Annotated in this window: 15 protein-coding genes; 8 read left to right on the forward strand and 7 right to left on the reverse strand. The window is 56.8% G+C overall.

Translation table 11 applies throughout. The annotated features are described in order from the left end of the window. Positions 1-70: 70 nt before the first annotated feature. The gene (locus tag B7364_RS05300) at positions 71-1822 is read right to left on the reverse strand and encodes a TonB-dependent receptor (protein ID WP_198534057.1); all 1752 of its coding nucleotides are present in this window, start codon (positions 1820-1822) and stop codon (positions 71-73) included. Further along, positions 1746-2039 (reverse strand): hypothetical protein, encoded by a 294-nt coding sequence (locus B7364_RS17825; RefSeq protein ID WP_157893512.1) that lies wholly within the window; start codon positions 2037-2039, stop codon positions 1746-1748. The genes B7364_RS05300 and B7364_RS17825 overlap by 77 nt, the downstream gene beginning before the upstream one ends. A gap of 135 nt (positions 2040-2174) precedes the next feature. On the opposite strand from B7364_RS17825, the gene B7364_RS05305 reads away from it, so the two are divergent. Continuing rightward, positions 2175-2609 (forward strand): Fur family transcriptional regulator, encoded by a 435-nt coding sequence (locus tag B7364_RS05305; protein ID WP_157893513.1) that lies wholly within the window; start codon positions 2175-2177, stop codon positions 2607-2609. A gap of 30 nt (positions 2610-2639) precedes the next feature. Beyond that, positions 2640-3569 (forward strand): acyl-ACP thioesterase, encoded by a 930-nt coding sequence (locus B7364_RS05310; protein ID WP_085338897.1) that lies wholly within the window; start codon positions 2640-2642, stop codon positions 3567-3569. On the opposite strand, the gene B7364_RS05315 is transcribed toward B7364_RS05310, so the two are convergent. After that, positions 3553-4452 carry an alpha/beta fold hydrolase gene (locus tag B7364_RS05315; protein ID WP_232780817.1) on the reverse strand — a complete coding sequence of 300 codons (900 nt, stop codon included), beginning with the start codon at positions 4450-4452 and terminating at the stop codon, positions 3553-3555. The two genes, B7364_RS05310 and B7364_RS05315, sit on opposite strands and share 17 nt — an antisense overlap. Before the next feature lie 33 nt (positions 4453-4485). Next, entirely contained in the window at positions 4486-5496 is a 1011-nt protein-coding gene (locus B7364_RS17985) for a DUF4197 domain-containing protein (RefSeq protein WP_085338898.1), read from the reverse strand. 177 nt (positions 5497-5673) lie between these two features. Between B7364_RS17985 and B7364_RS05325 the strand changes: the two genes are divergently transcribed. Together B7364_RS05325 and B7364_RS05330 are read left to right on the forward strand one after the other, a co-directional pair. Beyond that, a complete protein-coding gene (locus B7364_RS05325) occupies positions 5674-6537 on the forward strand; it encodes a crotonase/enoyl-CoA hydratase family protein (RefSeq protein WP_085338899.1) in 864 nt (287 codons plus the stop codon). An 85-nt stretch (positions 6538-6622) separates the two neighbouring features. Continuing rightward, a complete protein-coding gene (locus B7364_RS05330) occupies positions 6623-8536 on the forward strand; it encodes an ATP-binding protein (protein WP_085338900.1) in 1914 nt (637 codons plus the stop codon). Between the two features lie 92 nt (positions 8537-8628). On the opposite strand, the gene B7364_RS05335 is transcribed toward B7364_RS05330, so the two are convergent. Beyond that, on the reverse strand, positions 8629-8937 hold the full coding sequence (locus B7364_RS05335; RefSeq protein WP_085338901.1) for a CC_3452 family protein: 309 nt from the start codon (positions 8935-8937) through the stop codon (positions 8629-8631). A 245-nt stretch (positions 8938-9182) separates the two neighbouring features. On the opposite strand from B7364_RS05335, the gene B7364_RS05340 reads away from it, so the two are divergent. Next, the gene (locus B7364_RS05340; protein ID WP_085338902.1) at positions 9183-10472 is read left to right on the forward strand and encodes an acyl-CoA dehydrogenase family protein; all 1290 of its coding nucleotides are present in this window, start codon (positions 9183-9185) and stop codon (positions 10470-10472) included. Positions 10473-10528: 56 nt separating this feature from the next. Beyond that, on the forward strand, positions 10529-10948 hold the full coding sequence (locus B7364_RS05345; RefSeq protein ID WP_157893514.1) for a hypothetical protein: 420 nt from the start codon (positions 10529-10531) through the stop codon (positions 10946-10948). 5 nt (positions 10949-10953) lie between these two features. On the opposite strand, the gene B7364_RS05350 is transcribed toward B7364_RS05345, so the two are convergent. Further along, positions 10954-12513, reverse strand: coding sequence for a wax ester/triacylglycerol synthase domain-containing protein (locus B7364_RS05350; protein WP_085338904.1), 1560 nt, complete (start codon positions 12511-12513; stop codon positions 10954-10956). Between the two features lie 264 nt (positions 12514-12777). Further along, positions 12778-13599: an esterase/lipase family protein gene (locus B7364_RS05355; protein WP_157893515.1), complete on the reverse strand. Its 822-nt coding sequence runs from the start codon at positions 13597-13599 to the stop codon at positions 12778-12780. 1535 nt (positions 13600-15134) lie between these two features. On the opposite strand from B7364_RS05355, the gene B7364_RS05370 reads away from it, so the two are divergent. Next, positions 15135-16301 carry a phosphoserine transaminase gene (locus B7364_RS05370; protein WP_085338907.1) on the forward strand — a complete coding sequence of 389 codons (1167 nt, stop codon included), beginning with the start codon at positions 15135-15137 and terminating at the stop codon, positions 16299-16301. A 129-nt stretch (positions 16302-16430) separates the two neighbouring features. Beyond that, positions 16431-18014 (forward strand): phosphoglycerate dehydrogenase, encoded by a 1584-nt coding sequence (gene serA / locus B7364_RS05375; RefSeq protein WP_085338908.1) that lies wholly within the window; start codon positions 16431-16433, stop codon positions 18012-18014. Positions 18015-18159 lie beyond the last annotated feature (145 nt).

Below are 18159 nucleotides of genomic sequence, written 5' to 3' on the forward strand. Positions count from 1 at the left end.
CAAACCCCCGGTGGTTTCCCTCGCGGGGCAAAAGGTGTTGGCGGTGCGGGGAATGGCTTTCCTAAAACGATCACTTCACGCTCACCCGGATCGAGCGACCGGGCTTGGGCAAATAGTCTTTCAGGAAGGAGGTGTGTTCGCGAATCTCTTCATTGGTCAGGTTGCGGCCTTCAAATGTCAGTTCGATCTGGTCCTTGCTTTGCGCGGGCCGCCACGACCATAAGGCGTTGAGCGTGGTAGAGCCTTCGGTTTTGGTTTCAAAGGCGGCCGTCCGGCTTTGATCGGCAAGGGATTGGATTTCGGCGCGCACGCGCATCTCTTGGCTTTTCGCTTCAAGGCCAAGGGTTACCATCGTGGGGGGCATGCGGGCGATAGCACCCCCGCCATCATGGCTGCCCCGTACGGTATCAACGCCGCCATCGCCGACTACAGACCAACCGCCATAATCGCCCAATGCCCATGTTACATGCAGTTCAGCCCCCGTCAGCGTCGCATCTTTCTGACTCACCTCAAAGACGGGCAGATCATCTTCGATCTGATTGGTTGGATTGAAAGCGATAAAGCCGTCAAAACTGGTGCGCCAAACGTTCAGGTCGACAGTCGCACCCCCGATTTGCCAGCGCGCCACGCCTTCAAGGCTGGTTGCGGTTTCGGTTTTCAACGTGGGATCGCCAATTTCATAGGCTTGGGTGGCGGCATGTGGGCCGTCTGCAAATAACTCGACTTCGGTTGGTGCCCGCTCAGTATAGCCCGCATTGAGAGACAGGCGCAGCCCGTTGGCTGGCTTTATGAAAGCATTGGCTGAGAAACTGCCTAGATCGAACGTGCGCGCGCCGGCAAGGCCAGAATAGTCGCGCTGCTCATAACGTGCACCGACTTCGGCACCCCAATTGCCCTGATTATAGCGCTCGATCCAGAACGCACCGACTGTTTCAATCGTGACGGGCAGAATGAAGGCTTCATCGCCTTTGGCGGCAAAGTCATTGGAGGCAAATTGTACACCGAACAGGCCATCCAATGCCCCGAGTGTATGGTGGCGTGCTTCGAGGCGACCCTCATAACCTTCATTGGTAAAGACGGTGCCAATTGCGCCGTCAAACTCAATCTCGCTATGGGTATAATCACCCGAGGTTATCGAGAAAGTCAGGGTGTCGATAAAGCCTAAATCCTTGATTGAACCCTGGAAATCATAGCGGGTTTGGCTGAGCTCAATAAAGGCTTCCTCGCCGGGAATGCCATAATTGGATTTGGTCCGACGGGTGGCGAGAGCCAGGCTGGTTTTGTCGGTCACACGGGCGACACTGCCGCCCAAAGCCCAAATTTCCCCGCGCGTGTTGAAGGCAACTTCTTCGGTGTCATCGCCGGTGATCGCGCGCAGGGCAGCGGTTTGGGAAAAGCCTGGGATTTTATAGTCCTGGCCCTCGCGGCGGAAACCATCGAGGCGAAACACGCCAGTGCCTTGGGTCCCCACCAGCTTAAAGGCTGCCGTTCCTGCATCTTCGGCGGTTGACCCCGCAAGGAAGATTTCGCCAGCAAAGGGCTTTTCCGGCAGCTTCGTTGGCAGGCGGCCATCAACAATATTGACGACCCCACCAACCGCATTGCCGCCATAACGCAAGGCCGCAGGGCCTTTCAAAACTTCAATTCCTTCGGCGTCCAAGCCATCAATAGCCGGGGCATGGTCTGGTGAAATCGTTGAGGCATCAATGCCTTGCAGCCCATTCAGCACCAATCGTATGCGGTCTTCACCCAGCCCACGCACGATTGGGCGCGAGGCGTTTACGCCATAAAAAGTGGACCGAACGCCGGGGATACCTGCCAAAGTCGAAGCCGCCGCTGATAGAAGCTTGCAAGGCTTCCCCCCGGTTGATGACCGCCACACCTTGGCTGATCGCGTCTGACGGATCGCCTAAGGAACTGGCCGTCACCACAATGGTTTCAACTGGCTTTTCAACTGGGCGCGTTTGGGCGGCAGGGGTGGCTGGTGGCGCTGCCTCTGGAGCTGCCAGAGCGAGGAGGGTGTAAAGCACAGCTGTCATGGGAGAATCCTAGTATGTTATTACATAACACCCTATATCCCCTAAACCGGCCTTACAAGTGCAATGGACATTTTCCATGCAGGCCAAACTCAGGCATGAGGCTAGGACAGGATGGTCACGTCCAAGGAGGTGCATATGCAAGATCTTATTCGTCAAGCAGAGGCCCTATGTCAGCGGTCCGGCATGGCCTTTACCGCGCCCCGTCGCCGTGTGTTAGAAATTCTCGCCGCGTCCGAAACGCCGATGAAGGCCTATGATCTCATCAGCAAGGCGGGCGAAGGCGGGCAAGCGACCAAGCCGCCCACAGTCTATCGGGCACTCGATTTCCTGTGCCAATTGGGCCTTGTCCACCGTATCGAACAAGATGCGACTTTTGTGGCATGTAACCACGCAGGCCATGCGCAACCTGTGGCCCTATTTGTATGCAATAGCTGTTTGAAGGCGACGGAAGTTGCCTATGGTGAGGTCTCCCCTATTCTCGAAAAGGCTGCTGCGGCCAAAGGTTTCAACCTGCAGCGCCTTGTGGTTGAGGGCCGTGGACAGTGCCAAGACTGCGCAATGGCGGCTTAAGCAAACCAAACGACAGCACAGGAAAAGCGGATGCGGGATTATTGGCGCGGCAGTGTCGAGGCATGGGAATGCGACGAAATGGGGCACATGAATGTGCGCTTCTGGGTTCGTCGCGCGCTCGATGGCATGATGCTGATGGCGACAGAGCTTGGCTGCGAACGCGCCTTCGCCCCTGAAGCGACCGCCTCGCTTCTGCCCGTGCGTCAACATATCCGGTTTCTAAAGGAAGCCCGCCAAGGCGTTCCTCTGTTCTTTCGTGGCGGGGTCGTCAGTCTGGGCGAAACAGACATCGTCCTTTATGGCGAGATTGTTCACACATTGGATGGGGCGATTGGGGCAACCTTTTTGACCCAATTGGCCCATGTGGAGGCCAAGACAGGCAAAGCCTATCCCTGGCCCGCCCGCACCAAAGCGCTGGCTCTGGCCATCCAAGTCGACGTGCCAAAGCATGGCAGTCCGCGCTCTATCCCCTTCGATGGCCCAACAGATCGGTTTGAGCCTGCTACTTTGGTGTCGCGTGGCTTCCAACAAGTGGGCCTGTCCGCGGTACGAATTGAAGATGTCGATGTGTTCAACCGCCTGTATCCGGAAGGCATGATCGGCCGGGTTTCCACCGGCGTGCCTAATCTCATGACGGCTTGGCGGGAAGAGACGACGGCCGAACTCAGCGCGCAAGACGGTCAACCCCGCAAGGCAGGTGCCGCTGTGCTTGAATATCGTCTCGACTATCTGGCTTGGCCGGGTGCTGGTGACTTCGTGGCCGTGCATTCCGGCGTGGCAAACGTTTCCGAAAAGACCAATACCCTCAAGCACGTCTTAACCCAGCCCGTCACGGGGGAGGTTTTTTCCGTGTGTGAAGCTGTGGCAGTGACCTTTGATCTGGTCGCCCGCAAAGTCATTGCAATCCCACCACAGGCGCGTGCAAAATTAGAGGCACGGCTCATCAAGCCGAGTGAATGAGGCCGATCAAAGCCTTGGCACAGGCTTCCGGCTTTTCCATCGGCAGAAAATGGCTGGTCTCAGGCACGGTCTCCACGTCAATCCCACAGCGGGTCAGAAGGGGGATGAGGGTGGCTACTGTGGTTGAATGGCGTGCCCCGCGCAGCAAGCGACCCGGCACTTTCAAGGCTTTCAAGGCGGCAATCGGATCATGGCGCTGGCCCGCGAAGCAAGCGGCTTCAAAGGCAGGGGCGCACGACAGGCGGACTTGGCCATCGGGCAGATCGGTAAAGCCATCTTCCACATAATCTTCCAGCATGGACTGGGGCCAAGACTTAAATGCGCCTCGCCCGCTATAGGCTTCGAGGACCGCTTGCCGATTTGGGAAGATGGCGCGTCTGCGACCGGCAGCTTTGGCTAGAGGAAATTGGCTGCGCCACAATCGAAATACCCAAGGCATATGGGCATAGATATAAAAAGGTGTCGGCGCGAGGACAGGGTCAAAGAGGCATAGACCCTTTACCAAGTCTGGGCGAAGCGCACTTGCAAGCAGGCTGGACGTCCCGCCCATCGAATGGCCGGCCAGCACAGTTCCTTGCGGCGCAATTTGCTCAAGGAGGCCAGCAATATCGCGGGCAAAGCGGTTCCAATTATCTTGTCGATCCGGATCATCGGGCAATCGGGTGCGACCGTGGCCGCGCAAGTCAAAAGCTGCAACGGGGCGGCCTGTTGCTTCAGCAACCCCCCGCAACATCTGCCGGTAGGTCGAGGCGCAAAACCCGTTTGCATGAAAAAAGACCAAAGCCGGGGCGTCATCACTTTGCGCTGAACTGGCCCATTTGAGGCCTGCCATCGTGCCCTCAGCCACGCTTTGGACGAGGCGCGTTTCAACAATCTCTACCACTGGCAACCTGCTTCCACCAATTCTGTTGGGCCGTTACAGGCTGCCAAACACGCGCTTCAAAAGATCTGACCCACGACGGGCGGGATCTTGACGTATCCCACGTTCTTCTTCGCCAATATAGACAAACAAGCCGTCTAGTGCACGGTCTACGGCAAAACCAATCAATTGGTTTTTAAGTGGGTTGTCCAAAACCACGGGCGGTGGTGGTGGTGGCGGCGGCGGGGGGATGGGAAGGGCCGTCACCGCTTTGGTTTTTGTCGCACCGGCCTTGGCTTTTGTAGCGGCAGCGGCCGCTGGGGGCGGTGGCGTGGCGGGGGCAGTTACTTCGGGCGGCGGTGGTGCCGGCAAGGTGATCGGGGCACCGGAGTAATTCTTCAAGCTGCCCCAACCGCCCAAGCGCTCAATCTCACTGCCATAGCGGGCTTGGATCCGGTCGAGTGCTGGCCCTGCACCCGAGGCCTGCACCGCTTCTGCCATCGGCGGCGTCATCAAGCTTACCAAGCCCGTATAGGATTTCGCTTTCAACAAGTCGGTTCCCGCCGTAGCGCCGCCGCGCAGAACTTTTACGACATCGTCGATGGTGAGGCTTCGAATGGTGTCGACGAAAATCGCCCCAGCTTTCGGCATCATGGATTCGGCAGATCGATTGAGACGCATTTGGAAGCTATCCAGCGGAACACTCAAACGCAGCGGGCTTAAGCGCTTTTGCATGGAGGACAGCGGCTCTGGCAATGGAATGCGTACCCGGGCATCACCCCAAAATCCGTCTGCTTTGCCCAAACGGCCAACTGCCGCATCAGCCCCTTGCAAGAGCGCGGCTCGTATGCCCGCTTCGCCTTCATTCTGGGACGAGGCGAGCAGCAAATCATCATCCAAACTCGGCAGGGCTGTCGGCAATCCCGCCCGTTTTGCGGCTGCGGCTTTTGCCAATTCTTCCAGCATCTGGCCGGCACTTTGAGCGTGGGCCTGTGAGCCCTGACCAAATCCCAAGGCCATGATGGCCCACAGAAGGTTGCGGCGTTGAACCCCGTCTTGGTTTGACATAACGCTTTCTCCTTCAAAAGAGCCAGTTCGGCATCATCATGGCTTCATTTTGGACTTGAACCAAGACCCAATTACGGCACATGGTGACCACAGACCAAACTTGTTGTAGGCTGGTTCCCTGCAAGACAAAAGTCCAATGAAGAGAGCTTAAGCTCGGCCAGCTACAGGGAGCGCGACATGTACGATTCAGAGTCCACACCAACTTCAACCTGCTTTGACGTGACGATCGCGGATCATATCGCGCATATCCAAATGAAGCGTCCCGAAGCCTTTAATTCGATGACGCGCGACTTCTGGAATGATCTGCCCAAGATTATCAAGGACATTAATGACAATTCGCGCGCCCGCGTCATCGTCATTACCTCCACTGGCAAGCATTTTTGCGCAGGTATGGATTTGAGTGTGTTTTCCAGCGGCGATGGCGTCACGCAAGGCTCTGTTGCTGACCGCGAAACCCGTGGCGAAAGCTTCCGCTTGCATGTTCGCCATCTTCAAAACACCTTCACCTGCTTGGATGAGGCCCGCATTCCCGTGCTGGTCGCGGTTCAAGGCGGCTGTATCGGTGGGGCTGTTGATTTCATCTCGGCCTGCGACATCCGTTGGGCCAGTGCGGATGCATTCTTCTGTATCCAAGAGATCAATATTGGCATGACCGCCGATGTCGGCACCTTCCCGCGGCTGTGCAAACTGATCCCAGAGGGCTGGGTGCGTGAGTTGGCCTATACCGGTCGCCGCTTGTCAGCGGCCAAAGCCAAAGAGATTGGCTTGGTCAATGAGGTGTTTGAAACGCATGAGGCTTTGGTTGCCCATGTGATGGACACAGCGCGCGAAATCGCTTCCAAAGCGCCGCTTGCCGTCACCGGCTCTAAGGTCATGATCAATTATGCGCGCGACCATTCGATCCGCGATGGCTTGGACTATATCGCCACGTGGCAGGCCGGCATGTTCAGCCCAGCCCATATGGCAGAGGCTTTCCGCGCGAATGCGGCAAAGGAGCCCGGCAACTTCCCAGATCTTCTGCCTTTGCGGAACCGAATGTAGACTTCAGCTTTAAGGATCAGAGTCTTAGCGTTATTTTAAGGCCGATATTAACTCGGCTTTGAAGCTTTTGTGCCATGTTCTGCGCATGACACAAACCCGAAACGTTCGCTCTTGGCTCTGGTCCGTTCTCATTTTGTCCGTTCTGGGCACTTTGGTGGGTGCGGTTATTGCTTTGTCGGCGGTTCGCAATCTGTCCTCGCAGGCAGAACGTTTGGCGAAATTTGAACGGACATGGAGCGAGGCCACGTGGGTTGACCAACGGGTGACCGAGGCAGCCGATGACTATGCCCAAATGGGCCGACCTGAAGACCGGGAGCGTTTTGTTGCGCTGAATGAACCTCGCGAAGCCTTGATCGAAAAGGCCATTCAGCTCGCGCCCAAATCGACAAAAAAGAGTGCGTTTGCAACTATTTATAACGCGACCCGTGAAATGGGCGCGATTGAAGATTCAGCCGTTCTATTGGCCGCCGCCGGGCGTCAGGCTGACGCGAAGGCCTTGCTACAATCCCAGTCCTATGCGCTTGCTGGCACCCGCAAAGCACGGCAATTGGAAAAGGCGCGACGCGAAATCGCCGCCAGTCTGAAGGTTGAAATCGACGCCGCTTTCCTTCTGTTGAGCGCCGGGCTTGGTGCCCTTCTGACCTGTATGGTCGGCGCAGGCCTGTGTTGGGCGCGGGTTGCCGCCTTGTTCCGTGGTCAAGCGCAAGATTTGGTTGAAGCCCGCGATGCCTTGGCTCTCCACGCCAGCACACTGGAGGCCCGTATTGAAGAGCGCACGCGCGATCTGGAAATGGCGAAGACCGCTGCCGAAGCCGCCGATAACGCCAAATCGGCCTTCTTGGCGCAAATGAGCCACGAGATTCGTACCCCGATGAATGGTGTGCTGGGCATGGCAGACGCTTTATCCCGCACCCCGCTGGACGACCGCCAATTGCGCATGCTGGCTGTGATCCAAGACAGCAGCGATACGCTTTTGGCCCTTCTGAACGACGTTTTGGATATTGCGAAGATTGAAGCCGGCAAGCTTGCGCTGGAATCGCTTGATTTCAGTGTCATGGAGATTGTTCGCTCGACAGAAGCCATGTTCACGCTGCGTGCGCACCAAAAGGGCATTAGTTTCGCAGTAAATGTTGATCCAAGTGCCGATATCTGGTGCTTGGGCGACCCCACGCGCATCAAGCAAGTGCTCTATAATCTCGTCTCCAACGCTGTGAAATTTACCCATGATGGCGGCGTTTTGGTCACCATTGCTGCCGAAGACGCAGGCGAGGGCCGTCGCGCTTTATCTTTTGCGATAAAAGACACCGGTATCGGGATTGAGCCTGAGGTCCAAGGTCGCCTGTTTGAACGCTTCAGCCAAGCAGAGACAGCGACCAATCGGAAGTTTGGCGGCACAGGTCTAGGTCTTGCCATCTGTAAGCAATTGGTTGCTTTGATGGACGGTGAAATTGACGTTGAAAGCCGCGTGGGTGAGGGGTCTATCTTCCGCTTTACCGTCACCATGCCACTTGGCGTCGCGCCCGAGCGCACCGATGCTGGCCAATTTGAAGAATCGCGCGCCCAAGATGGGGATGGCGGCACGTCTGTCCGCGTTCTTGCCGCTGAAGACAATGCGCATAATCGCCTGGTCTTACAGATGTTCCTCGAGCAGGTCGGCATTGAGCCTGTCTTTGCCGAAAACGGCGAAATCGCAGTGGAACTTTGGAGTCAGGATCAGTTTGATCTGATCCTGATGGATGTTCAAATGCCCATTATGTCCGGGCCTGAAGCAACGAGCCGCATCCGTGCGCTAGAGCGGGTTCAAAAGCGGCCACGCACACCCATCATTGCTCTCACTGCTAATGCGATGACCCATCATGTGCAAGAGTGTCTGGAGTCTGGCATGGATGCCCATGTGGCCAAGCCGATCCGTCCAGAAGTGTTGTTTGCCGCTATTCACCAGGCCTTGTCGGGCGAAGGTGAGGCCGAAGCCGAAGCTGCCTTGGCCGAAGTCGGCTGATCTGGCGCAGCAAAAAAGGCGAGCCGTTGCGGGCTCGCCTTCTTCATAAGCTGCCAATCCAACAGACCAGCTAACTGAGCATTGCCTTGCGTTTATTTCACAGCGGCATTGCAGGCTTGGATGCCTGCTTCATCGAGGCTCGAGCCACCAACGGTGAAGCTGGCGACAGGGCCGAGGGCACGCGCGACTTGGCGGCAGTCACGAACTTGAGCGGTCTTGCGGTCCAAAACCGTGGTGCAGGTGTCGCCGGCGCAGCTCCAAGCAGCGCCCAAAACGATCACGCTGTCTGAGGCTTCAGCGACGGGGGTTTTCAGTTTCACAACAACATTGTTGTAGGCAGCGAAAGCTGCGGTGGCGGTCAAAGCAAAAGCAAATCCGGCGACGACTGGCGTGAAGCGCATGGGGAGGCTCCTCAATAAGGTTTCTGAGTAACGGGCTTTTTATCCTCGTTGACCCTTACCTAGCGGCTCCTGCGAACAGTTGCAAGGGAAAAATGAACATACTGTATTTTATTCAGCAGTCACAATTTTGTCAGACGGTGTGACCGAGCCCTTGGGTCGGCCCAGAAATCAGTTGCAACACCTCGGCGGGTCGATAAGGTCAAGCCTAGAGCCCGTAGACGGCCAGACGGCAGGGGAGACACGCCATGGACTTCACCATACCTCGGGAGATCGCCGATTATCTGGATGAGTTGGACGCATTCATCGCACGCGAGATCAAGCCTTTAGAAGAGGCCGATGATAATATCCGCTTCTTCGATCATCGCCGCGAATGGGCGCGTACTGACTTTGAAAATCAAGGCCTGCCACGCCCAGAATGGGAGGCTTTGCTCGCCGAAGCCAGACGGCGTGCCGACGCGGCTGGCCATTATCGCTTTGCTCTTCCAGCGGAGTTTGGCGGCAAAGACGGCAGCAATCTCGCCATGGCGATCATCCGCGAGCATTTAGCCAAAAAGGGCCTCGGCCTGCATAATGACTTGCAAAATGAGCATTCCATTGTTGGCAATATGCCGGGGGCTTTGATGCTGCGTGACTTTGGCACGCCAGAACAGAAGGCGACCTTGCTGCCCAAGAGTTTGCGCGGTGAGTTCATTGCTACTTTTGGTCTGACCGAGCCCAATCATGGCTCTGATGCCACCCATATGGAGAGCACGGGCGTACGCCAGACCCGTGATGGCGTTGAGGGCTGGCTTCTCAATGGCGAGAAAATGTGGATTACGGGCATGCATGTGGCCACCCATTGCATGTTCTTTGCTCGCACCAGTGGCAAAGCAGGTGAAGCGCGCGGTATTTCTTGCTTCTTTGTCCCGGCTAACGATCCCGGCGTGACGATTGAAGAATATTTGTGGACCTTCAATATGCCGACCGATCATCCCCGCGTCAGCTTTAAAGATGTCTGGGTGCCAGACAGTGCCTTGTTTGGCCCGCCTGAATTCGGTCTCGCTTTGGCCCAGCATTTTGTGCATGAAAACCGGATCCGCCAAGCAGCATCTTCTTTGGGTGCAGCGGTTTATTGTATCGACGAAAGCGTGGCCTATGCCCGCGAACGCAAGCCCTTTGGGCAGGCCTTGGCCGAAAACCAAGCCATTCAATGGCCCCTGGTAGAGCTTGCAACCCAGGCAGAAATGTTACGCCTCCTGATCTATAAGACCGCTTGGGAAATGGATCAGATGACCAAGCCAGAAGTGGAAAAGCGGCTATCGGACAAAGTCTCCATGTGTAATTTCTGGGCCAATCGCTTGTGCTGTGAGGCGGCTGATCAGGCTATGCAAGTCCATGGCGGCATTGGTTATTCGCGCCACAAACCGTTCGAGCACATCTATCGCCACCATCGCCGCTATCGCATCACCGAGGGCAGTGAGGAGATACAAAAGCGCAAAGTGGCTGCTTGGCTTTTCGGCTATGCTGGGCCCAAGAAGCAGCAGTTCAAGGTCTAAGCCTATGCAAACGCAGTGAAATGCTGCGCGGCTAGCTTGCGTTACGCGCAGGTTGAATGTTCCTTGGGCCTATGGGGCTGTTTGATGAAATTGAGCCAACGTATAGCGCGCTGCAGGCGATCAAGAAATTGCCGCCTGACGACCCCATTATTGTATTATCGCTGATGCGCTTTCGCCATGACTTGGCCGATGGCAGGTCTGATGCGGCTTGGCGTGCTTATCAAGACGGCATAGGTCCTGTTCTTAAAGAATATGGTGCTAAGCGCGTGACCCACGGCATTGTGGCGCTCGATCTTGTCGGTCCTAAAGGGCAATGGGATGTCGTGGGGGCCTTTTGGTACCCCAACCCAAAAGTCCTCTGGCGCTTTTTATCCGACGAGCGTGTGCTCGACCTCATCAAGATCCGCCGCAAGGCAGCCGATGATGTCACCATGATGATCTTGACCGATCAAAGCAGTGCGTTCGCCGGCGGCTGACCCGGTTAGGCAGCTTTGGCCGTCTCAAATGCTTTTTCCAACACCACCAGTTCTTCGGCCATCATCTCGGCCAATGGCTGCACGTCGGGGAAGATATTGGCCCCAGCAATCACGCCAACTTCAAGCTGGTCTTGATAGCCTTGCACCGTGATATTGATCGACATGCCATGGGCGGGGATCGACACCGGCCACAGATGCAACATGGTCGCCCCCGCCGCATAAAGCGGGATGGGTGGTCCGGGCACGTTTGAAACAATGACGTTTGCGCTGGGCGGCAAGACGTCGGACAAGCCCGAGCGGCCATAGAGGAGGGAGCCAATCTGCATCGCCATGGGCGCGCCCAACACCGACGCATTGGTGAAATTCGGAATGAAATCCTTCAAGGGGCTTACAACCGACTTTGCTTGGACCGAATCGGCGATGATCGCGATCAAGCGCTCCTTCGGGTCGGCAATATGGGTGGCAATCGGGCACGACATCGCAAAGGCTTGGTTATTGGCATCGGCATTCCCATCTTCGCGCAACGAGATCGGCACCATCGCCACCAAGGGCTTATCGGGTAGCGCCTGGATCGAAAGGAGGTGGCGGCGCAAAATGCCACTGGCCAGCGCCAACACCACATCATTCAACTTACCCCCTGCCGCTTTGGCCACTGCCTTTGCCCGCTTAATCGACAAAGTCGCGGTGCCAAAGGCCCGCTCAGAACTGATGGCTTTGTTAAAGGGCGTGCTGGGTGGGATTAGCTTCGGCAAATCCTTGAGTTTGTTGACATCTAAAAGGCCCGGCAAAACGCTGCCCGCAGTCTTCAGCATGGCGGGCAGGTTCGCGACCGTCTTCATCCCCACTTCCACCTGATCCACAACATGGTCGAGCAGGGTAGAGCCAAAGTCTGTCTTACCTGTGCGCTTCAGCGCGATGGGGCTGGCTGCAGCCTCCTTGTCAAACGGGCGCTGCCATAGATTGGCGTAGGTATTCATGACTGAGGCGGCCACTTCGCGGGCGCGGCCCTTCTTTTTAGACTTGCCACCCGCCTCCTCGGCAGCGCCCGATTTGGCCGTTTTGGAGCGCGGGGCAGGATTGGGCGAAAGATCATAAACGATCTGAGACAAAGCCACGCCTGCACCGCCATCGATCAAAGCATGGTGCAATTTGGCATAGAGACCAACCCGATTGCCGGGCAAGTTCTCAAACACATAGAACTCCCATAAAGGCCTAGCCCGGTTTAACAGCTTGGCATGCATCCAGCCCACAATCCGGCGCAAGGTCGCCATGTCGCGCGGTTCGGGCAAGCTGCCGCGAAAGATGTGGCGGTTGATGTCAAACTGATCATCATCGATCCAAGACGGGTGGTCGAGGTCCAAAAGCGTGCGCGATAATTTCTTGCGCAGCATAGGCACGGCATCAAGGCGATCCTCGATCTGAGCTTTAAAGGCCTCAAAATAATCGCCACTATAGCCTTCAGGAAGTTGGAACAGGGACAGCGAGCCTACATGCATCGGCATCTCTGGCGTTTCCATATAGAGAAAGGAAGCGTCCAAGGACGATAAACGGACTGCGTCACTCATGTTTTCCCCCCGTGGCCGGTGCAGTTTTCCTGCCCCTGATCCTGTCGCGCCTGAGTTTTCTCAAGCTGACCTACAGTCAATCACGGACCTGCGGGGTCTGCAAGGTGCTGGGTGGCTTTCGGCCTCAGTCGGAATGGTTGCGCGGAAGAATCCCCAAAATGCGTTCAGAAAAAACTCTGATCCGCCAAGCTGGCATCCCCGCCGAAGCGGGCGTGCGCAGCGGGGATGCCAGTGGATTTTGCAAGACAGGCAACCCTGCCTCACTTACCCATAGGCGAGGGCGAAGGGGCCGGTTTTGGCAAAGGGCTTGAAGGTGCCTTCGGGTTGAGCCAAGCGGTCTGCCGCGGCCCAAAAGGCGGCAGGATTTACGCCGATGCCAACGTGGCTTGCCAAGCGAATCTCAATGGTTTCGGCATTATCAGCGGGCTTGGCAATGCAGGTTTTCCAATTCACAATACCATCCAGCTTGGTATAAATGGACGTGTTTGGCACGGGCAAATCGCCCGCAATACGCTCCAAATCACCGGGGCGCGCAGGGCCTTCATTCGACAAAAGGTCATAAAGCTTCTTGGCGCTGGTGGCATGAATGTCAGCCGCAAAAGGGCTGCCCAATGTGATCACGCTGCGCACCTTATCGGGCATCACCAGCGCGAGATAACGGGCAAAGACCCCACCTAAACTCCAACCCACAATCGAAACCTTCTGGCCTGACTTGGTGTAAATTTCTGCCACCAGCGCTTCGAGAACTTCCCGCACTTTGTAGAATTTGCCGAGATTTTGCCCTTGGCCCCAGCCATAGGTTTCATAGCCCAGCTCGTCCAAGAATTGGCGAATGGGCTTGGTAGAGCGGTCGCTGGCCAGAAAGCCAGGTAAAACCAGCACGGGGTGACCATCGCCCTTGGGGGCATGGCGAAGAATGCTGCGCGTGGCGAATGTGGCTGCAAGCTCGACCACGCCGCGCCCTTCGACAAGGGTCAGCGCCAAGGGTGGCGGCCGTAACTTTCTGGGCGTTTCGGCACTATGCGCCTTTGAACCGGAAAAAACACGCTTTTTCGGCGTGGCGGCATTGATCGCAGCAGCAACCATGGTTTCTCACTCCCAGTCTTTTGCCAGCCATAGACCATGGCCGTGCTATCATTGGGGCAGCTTTGCCCAAATAGTTTAACAAAGGTGACACCCCCGCCCCACGCGGTCAACCATACGGTCCGCCAACTTAGAACGCCGCTTCTAACTTTTCACGCGTCAGGCCACCTGACGGTTGGGCATCACCCTGATATTTTCTGGGATGTTATCCGCCATGGCGTGAGCTTTTTGGCGCAAAGTGGCGTGAAGGCCCCGGTCGCCACTTCGTTCCGGCGGGGATGGCATAGCTTTGATTTCTGTTTATCTAGAAGCGCTTTGGTGACCCTTCTGGTCACCCAACCGCAACCTCTAGCGTGATCGGGCGATTTGTCGCGTCAAATCGCCCACCAACAAGTGAGTTTGGCCTTTGGGGCAGGCACAGCCTGCACCAAAGCCTTCCAGATAAAAACCTTTTTCACGGTGTCATCCCGGACGGCGCTAGCCGATCCGGGACCCTGTGCCGCACAAGCACAAGGAGGTCCCCGCTCTGCGCTTCGCTCCGGCGGGGACGACAGTGGTTTGGGTTAGGTTTTTTGTCTGGACGCGCTTTGGTGCCCCTTCTGGTCACCCAACCGCTTCATCCAGTGTGTTCGGACGATTGGTCGCGTCAAATCGCCCACCAACAAGTGAGTTTGGCCTTTGGGGCAGGCACAGCCTGCACCAAAGCCTTCCAGATAAAGACCTTTTTCACGGTGTCATCCCGGACGGCGCTAGCCGATCCGGGACCCTGTGCCGCACAAGCACAAGGAGGTCCCCGCTCTGCGCTTCGCTCCGGCGGGGACGACAGTGGTTTGGGTTAGGTTTTTTGTCTGGACGCGCTTTGGTGCCCCTTCTGGTCACCCAACCGCTTCATCCAGTGTGTTCGGACGATTGGTCGCGTCAAATCGCCCACCAACAAGTGAGTTTGGCCTTTGGGGCAGGCACAGCCTGCACCAAAGCCTTCCAGATAAAGACCTTTTTCACGGTGTCATCCCGGACGGCGCAGCCGATCCGGGACCCTGTGCCGCACAAGCACAAGGAGGTCCCCGCTCTGCGCTTCGCTCCGGCGGGGATGACGGTGGTTTTGGTTTGGTTTTATATCTGGACGCGCTTTGGTGATCCCCTTGGTCCACCAAACCGCTTTGAATATCGTTTTCGGGCGATGGGTCGCGTCAAATCGCCCGCGAACACTCGAATTTGGCCGTTGGGGCAGGCAGGGCCTGCACCAAAGCCTTCTAGAACAAAAGAACGAGAAGCGATGGCATCCCCGATGGGGGTAGTTCAGGCCCACGAGGTCCCCGCTTTCCTCTTCGTTTCGGCGCAGATGAAATTCTGGGGGTGAGTCCACTTTTTGCATCCGATCCAAACCCCCGTGCTGCAAGGCTCTGCTCATGACCGGTAGGTGGTGGCAGGGCGCGCTTCATCAAATTGTTGCTTGCTTTCTGGGCCGACATCGTGTCTGTGCGCCGTGGGCCACCCGCTCCCACCGGCGGGCGCTCATCTGAAAGGATGGGAGTAACATGAACGCGAATACCCCTAAGCCGCACATGCGGCCCGCTGACCCACGGTTTTCTTCGGGTCCTACCAAAAAACGCCCCAATTGGAGTCTCGACGCGTTGTCGGGTGCTGTCCTGGGTCGTTCCCACCGTTCCAAACCCGGCAAAGCCCGCCTCAAGCTCGCGATCGATCTGACGCGCGACGTGTTGCAGGTACCAGATGGCTATCGCATAGGCATTGTCGCCGGCTCTGACACGGGCGCTGTTGAAATGGCCATGTGGTCCATGCTGGGCCCAAAGCCTGTGGCGACCTTGGCTTGGGAAAGCTTTGGCGAAGATTGGGTCACTGACGCCGCCAAGCAATTGAAATTAGACCCCGTGGTGATCAAGGCTGGCTATGGCCAATTGCCCGATCTCGCCGCGGTGCCCGCCAAAACCCATGATGTGATCTTTACTTGGAATGGCACCACATCTGGCACGCGCGTCCCCAATGCGGACTGGATCCCAGCCGACCGCGAGGGCATCACCATTTGCGACGCAACCTCGGCCGCCTTTGCTCAAGCCCTTGATTGGGACAAGCTCGATGTCGTGACTTTCTCATGGCAGAAAGTGCTGGGCGGGGAGGGCGCGCATGGCATGCTGATCCTTGGACCCCGGGCTGTGGAACGCCTTGAAAGCTATACCCCTGCTTGGCCAATGCCGAAATTGTTCCGCATGACCAAGGGCGGTAAATTGGTGGAAGGCATTTTTGAGGGTGTGACGATCAATACCCCCTCCATGCTCGCCACTGAAGACTATATTGATGCGCTCAACTGGGCCAAAAGCGTTGGTGGACTGGCGGGGCTTCATGGCCGGGCTGACGCCAATCTGGCCGCGATTGCGGAATGGGTTGAGAAGACCGCTTGGGTCGACTTTTTGGCTGCCACGCCTGAAAGCCGTTCCAACACGTCGGTGTGTTTGAAAGTCGTCGACCCCCGCGTCACGGGCCTGTCGGAAGAGGGCCAAGCTGATTTTGCCAAAAAGCTTGCGGGCCTGTTGGACAAGGAAGGCGTGGCCTTGGATGCGGCGGCCTATCGGGCGGCGCCTCCAGGCCTGCGCCTATGGTGTGGGGCGACCATCGATACAGACGATGTGATCGCCTTGACGCCTTGGCTCGATTGGGCGTTTGAGACCCTCGTCGCGGACCTCTAAGCCGCACCATTTCCAATCCATCTCCCTCTCCCACCTCTTGGGGGAGGGGCTCCTCCCCCCATTATTTTGTTTGCCTGTCGCTGCGGATCGTCAATCGACCCGCGGTGCCTGCCTCTAAGGACAAAACCCATGACCGAACCCCGCGTTTTAATCTCAGACAAGATTAGCCAAGCTGCGATTGATATTTTCAAGAACCGCAATGTCGCGGTCGACTATAAGCCTGGCATGACCAAGGCTGAGCTGATCGCCTGTATTGGCGACTATGATGGCCTTGCCATCCGCTCGGCCACCAAAGTGGATGCCGATGTCTTGGCGGCTGCTACCAAGCTCAAAGTCATTGGCCGGGCGGGCATTGGCGTCGACAATGTCGACATTCCAGCCGCAACCGCGCGCGGTGTCATCGTGATGAACACGCCCTTTGGCAATGCCATCACCACGGCAGAACATGCCATTGCCATGCTGTTTGCAGCTTCCCGCCAGATTGGGGCGGCTGATGCTTCCACCCAAGCTGGCAAATGGGAAAAGAACCGCTTCAATGGGGTAGAGCTTTATGCCAAAACCTTGGGCGTGATTGGCTGCGGCAATATCGGCTCTATCGTTGCCGACCGGGCGTTGGGTCTTAAGATGAAAGTCATCGCTTATGACCCATTCTTGAGCCATGAGCGGGCGATTGAAATCGGCGTCGAGAAGGTTGAGCTCGACGATTTGTTGGCCCGAGCAGATGCCATCACCATGCATGTGCCTTTGACGCCGCAGACCCGCAATGTCTTGTCGGCGGAAAATCTCGCCAAGACGAAAAAGGGCGTCATCATCGTCAATTGTGCCCGCGGTGGCTTGGTCGATGAAGCAGCCTTAGCGGAACATTTGAAAACCGGCCGTGTCGGGGCCGCTGCCTTTGACGTGTTTGCCGAAGAGCCTGCGACCAGCAATGTGTTGTTTGGCTGCCCGAACTTTACCGCCACACCGCATCTGGGGGCCTCCACCACCGAAGCGCAAGAAAATGTCGCCTTGCAAGTGGCCGAACAAATTGCCGATTACGTGCTGACGGGGGCTGTCACCAATGCGCTCAACACCGCTTCGGTCACCGCCGAAGAGGCACCCAAGCTGAAGCCCTTCATCGCGCTGTGCGAAAAGCTGGGTGCCTTTGCCGGTCAAATTGTCGATGATGGTCTAGAAGCCATTGAAGTAGATTATGAGGGTGAAGTCACAGGCCTGAATATCAAGCCACTGACCGCCTCGCTTTTGGCCGGGATTTTGAAGCCGCTTCTGGCGGACATCAATATGGTCAGTGCACCCACGATCCTGAAAGATCGCGGCACACCATTCAGCGAATCCAAGCGCGACCTTTCGCCCACTTATGACAGCTTGATCCGGGTGAAGGTGCAAACCGGCGGCAAGTGGCGCACGGTTGCAGGTGCGGTGATTGGCGGTCAACCGCGCATCACCGAAGTTAAAGGCATGGCGTTTGAAGCCGCTTTCCATAGCCGTATGTTGTTCATCAACAACTCCGATACCCCAGGCTTTATTGGCGCTTTGGGCACCAAGCTTGGCGCGGCCGGCATCAATATCGCAACCTTCAATTTAGGCCGCGTGGCAGAAGGCGAAGATGCGATTGCTTTGGTTGGCATTGATCAGGCGGTGCCTGCTGCTTTGCAGGCAGAGCTTAAAGCTTTGCCCCAAGTGCGCTATGTGAAGGTGCTTGAATTCGTCTGATGGTTCCAGGATTGGGTACCAATGGTGCTTGGTTGGTGCCCAATTAACCTGAAATCGTCGCGTGATCGTCATGGTACGGACACGGGATTGTCGCCAAATCGCTTTATCGCCCCGGCACATCGCAACCGGGGTGTTGGCAAATGAG

It is taken from the genome of Aquidulcibacter paucihalophilus (assembly GCF_002105465.1).
Classification (GTDB): Bacteria; Pseudomonadota; Alphaproteobacteria; order Caulobacterales; family Aquidulcibacteraceae; genus Aquidulcibacter; species Aquidulcibacter paucihalophilus.

Coding starts and splice junctions, on each gene's coding strand:
- B7364_RS17825 (WP_157893512.1), bottom strand. CDS start 2,039: ATGACAGCTGTGCTTTACACCCTCCTCGCTCTGGCAGCTCCAGAGGCA.
- B7364_RS05305 (WP_157893513.1), top strand. CDS start 2,175: ATGCAAGATCTTATTCGTCAAGCAGAGGCCCTATGTCAGCGGTCCGGC.
- B7364_RS05310 (WP_085338897.1), top strand. CDS start 2,640: ATGCGGGATTATTGGCGCGGCAGTGTCGAGGCATGGGAATGCGACGAA.
- B7364_RS17985 (WP_085338898.1), bottom strand. CDS start 5,496: ATGTCAAACCAAGACGGGGTTCAACGCCGCAACCTTCTGTGGGCCATC.
- B7364_RS05325 (WP_085338899.1), top strand. CDS start 5,674: ATGTACGATTCAGAGTCCACACCAACTTCAACCTGCTTTGACGTGACG.
- B7364_RS05330 (WP_085338900.1), top strand. CDS start 6,623: ATGACACAAACCCGAAACGTTCGCTCTTGGCTCTGGTCCGTTCTCATT.
- B7364_RS05335 (WP_085338901.1), bottom strand. CDS start 8,937: ATGCGCTTCACGCCAGTCGTCGCCGGATTTGCTTTTGCTTTGACCGCC.
- B7364_RS05340 (WP_085338902.1), top strand. CDS start 9,183: ATGGACTTCACCATACCTCGGGAGATCGCCGATTATCTGGATGAGTTG.
- B7364_RS05345 (WP_157893514.1), top strand. CDS start 10,529: ATGTTCCTTGGGCCTATGGGGCTGTTTGATGAAATTGAGCCAACGTAT.
- B7364_RS05350 (WP_085338904.1), bottom strand. CDS start 12,513: ATGAGTGACGCAGTCCGTTTATCGTCCTTGGACGCTTCCTTTCTCTAT.
- B7364_RS05355 (WP_157893515.1), bottom strand. CDS start 13,599: ATGGTTGCTGCTGCGATCAATGCCGCCACGCCGAAAAAGCGTGTTTTT.
- B7364_RS05370 (WP_085338907.1), top strand. CDS start 15,135: ATGAACGCGAATACCCCTAAGCCGCACATGCGGCCCGCTGACCCACGG.
- serA (WP_085338908.1), top strand. CDS start 16,431: ATGACCGAACCCCGCGTTTTAATCTCAGACAAGATTAGCCAAGCTGCG.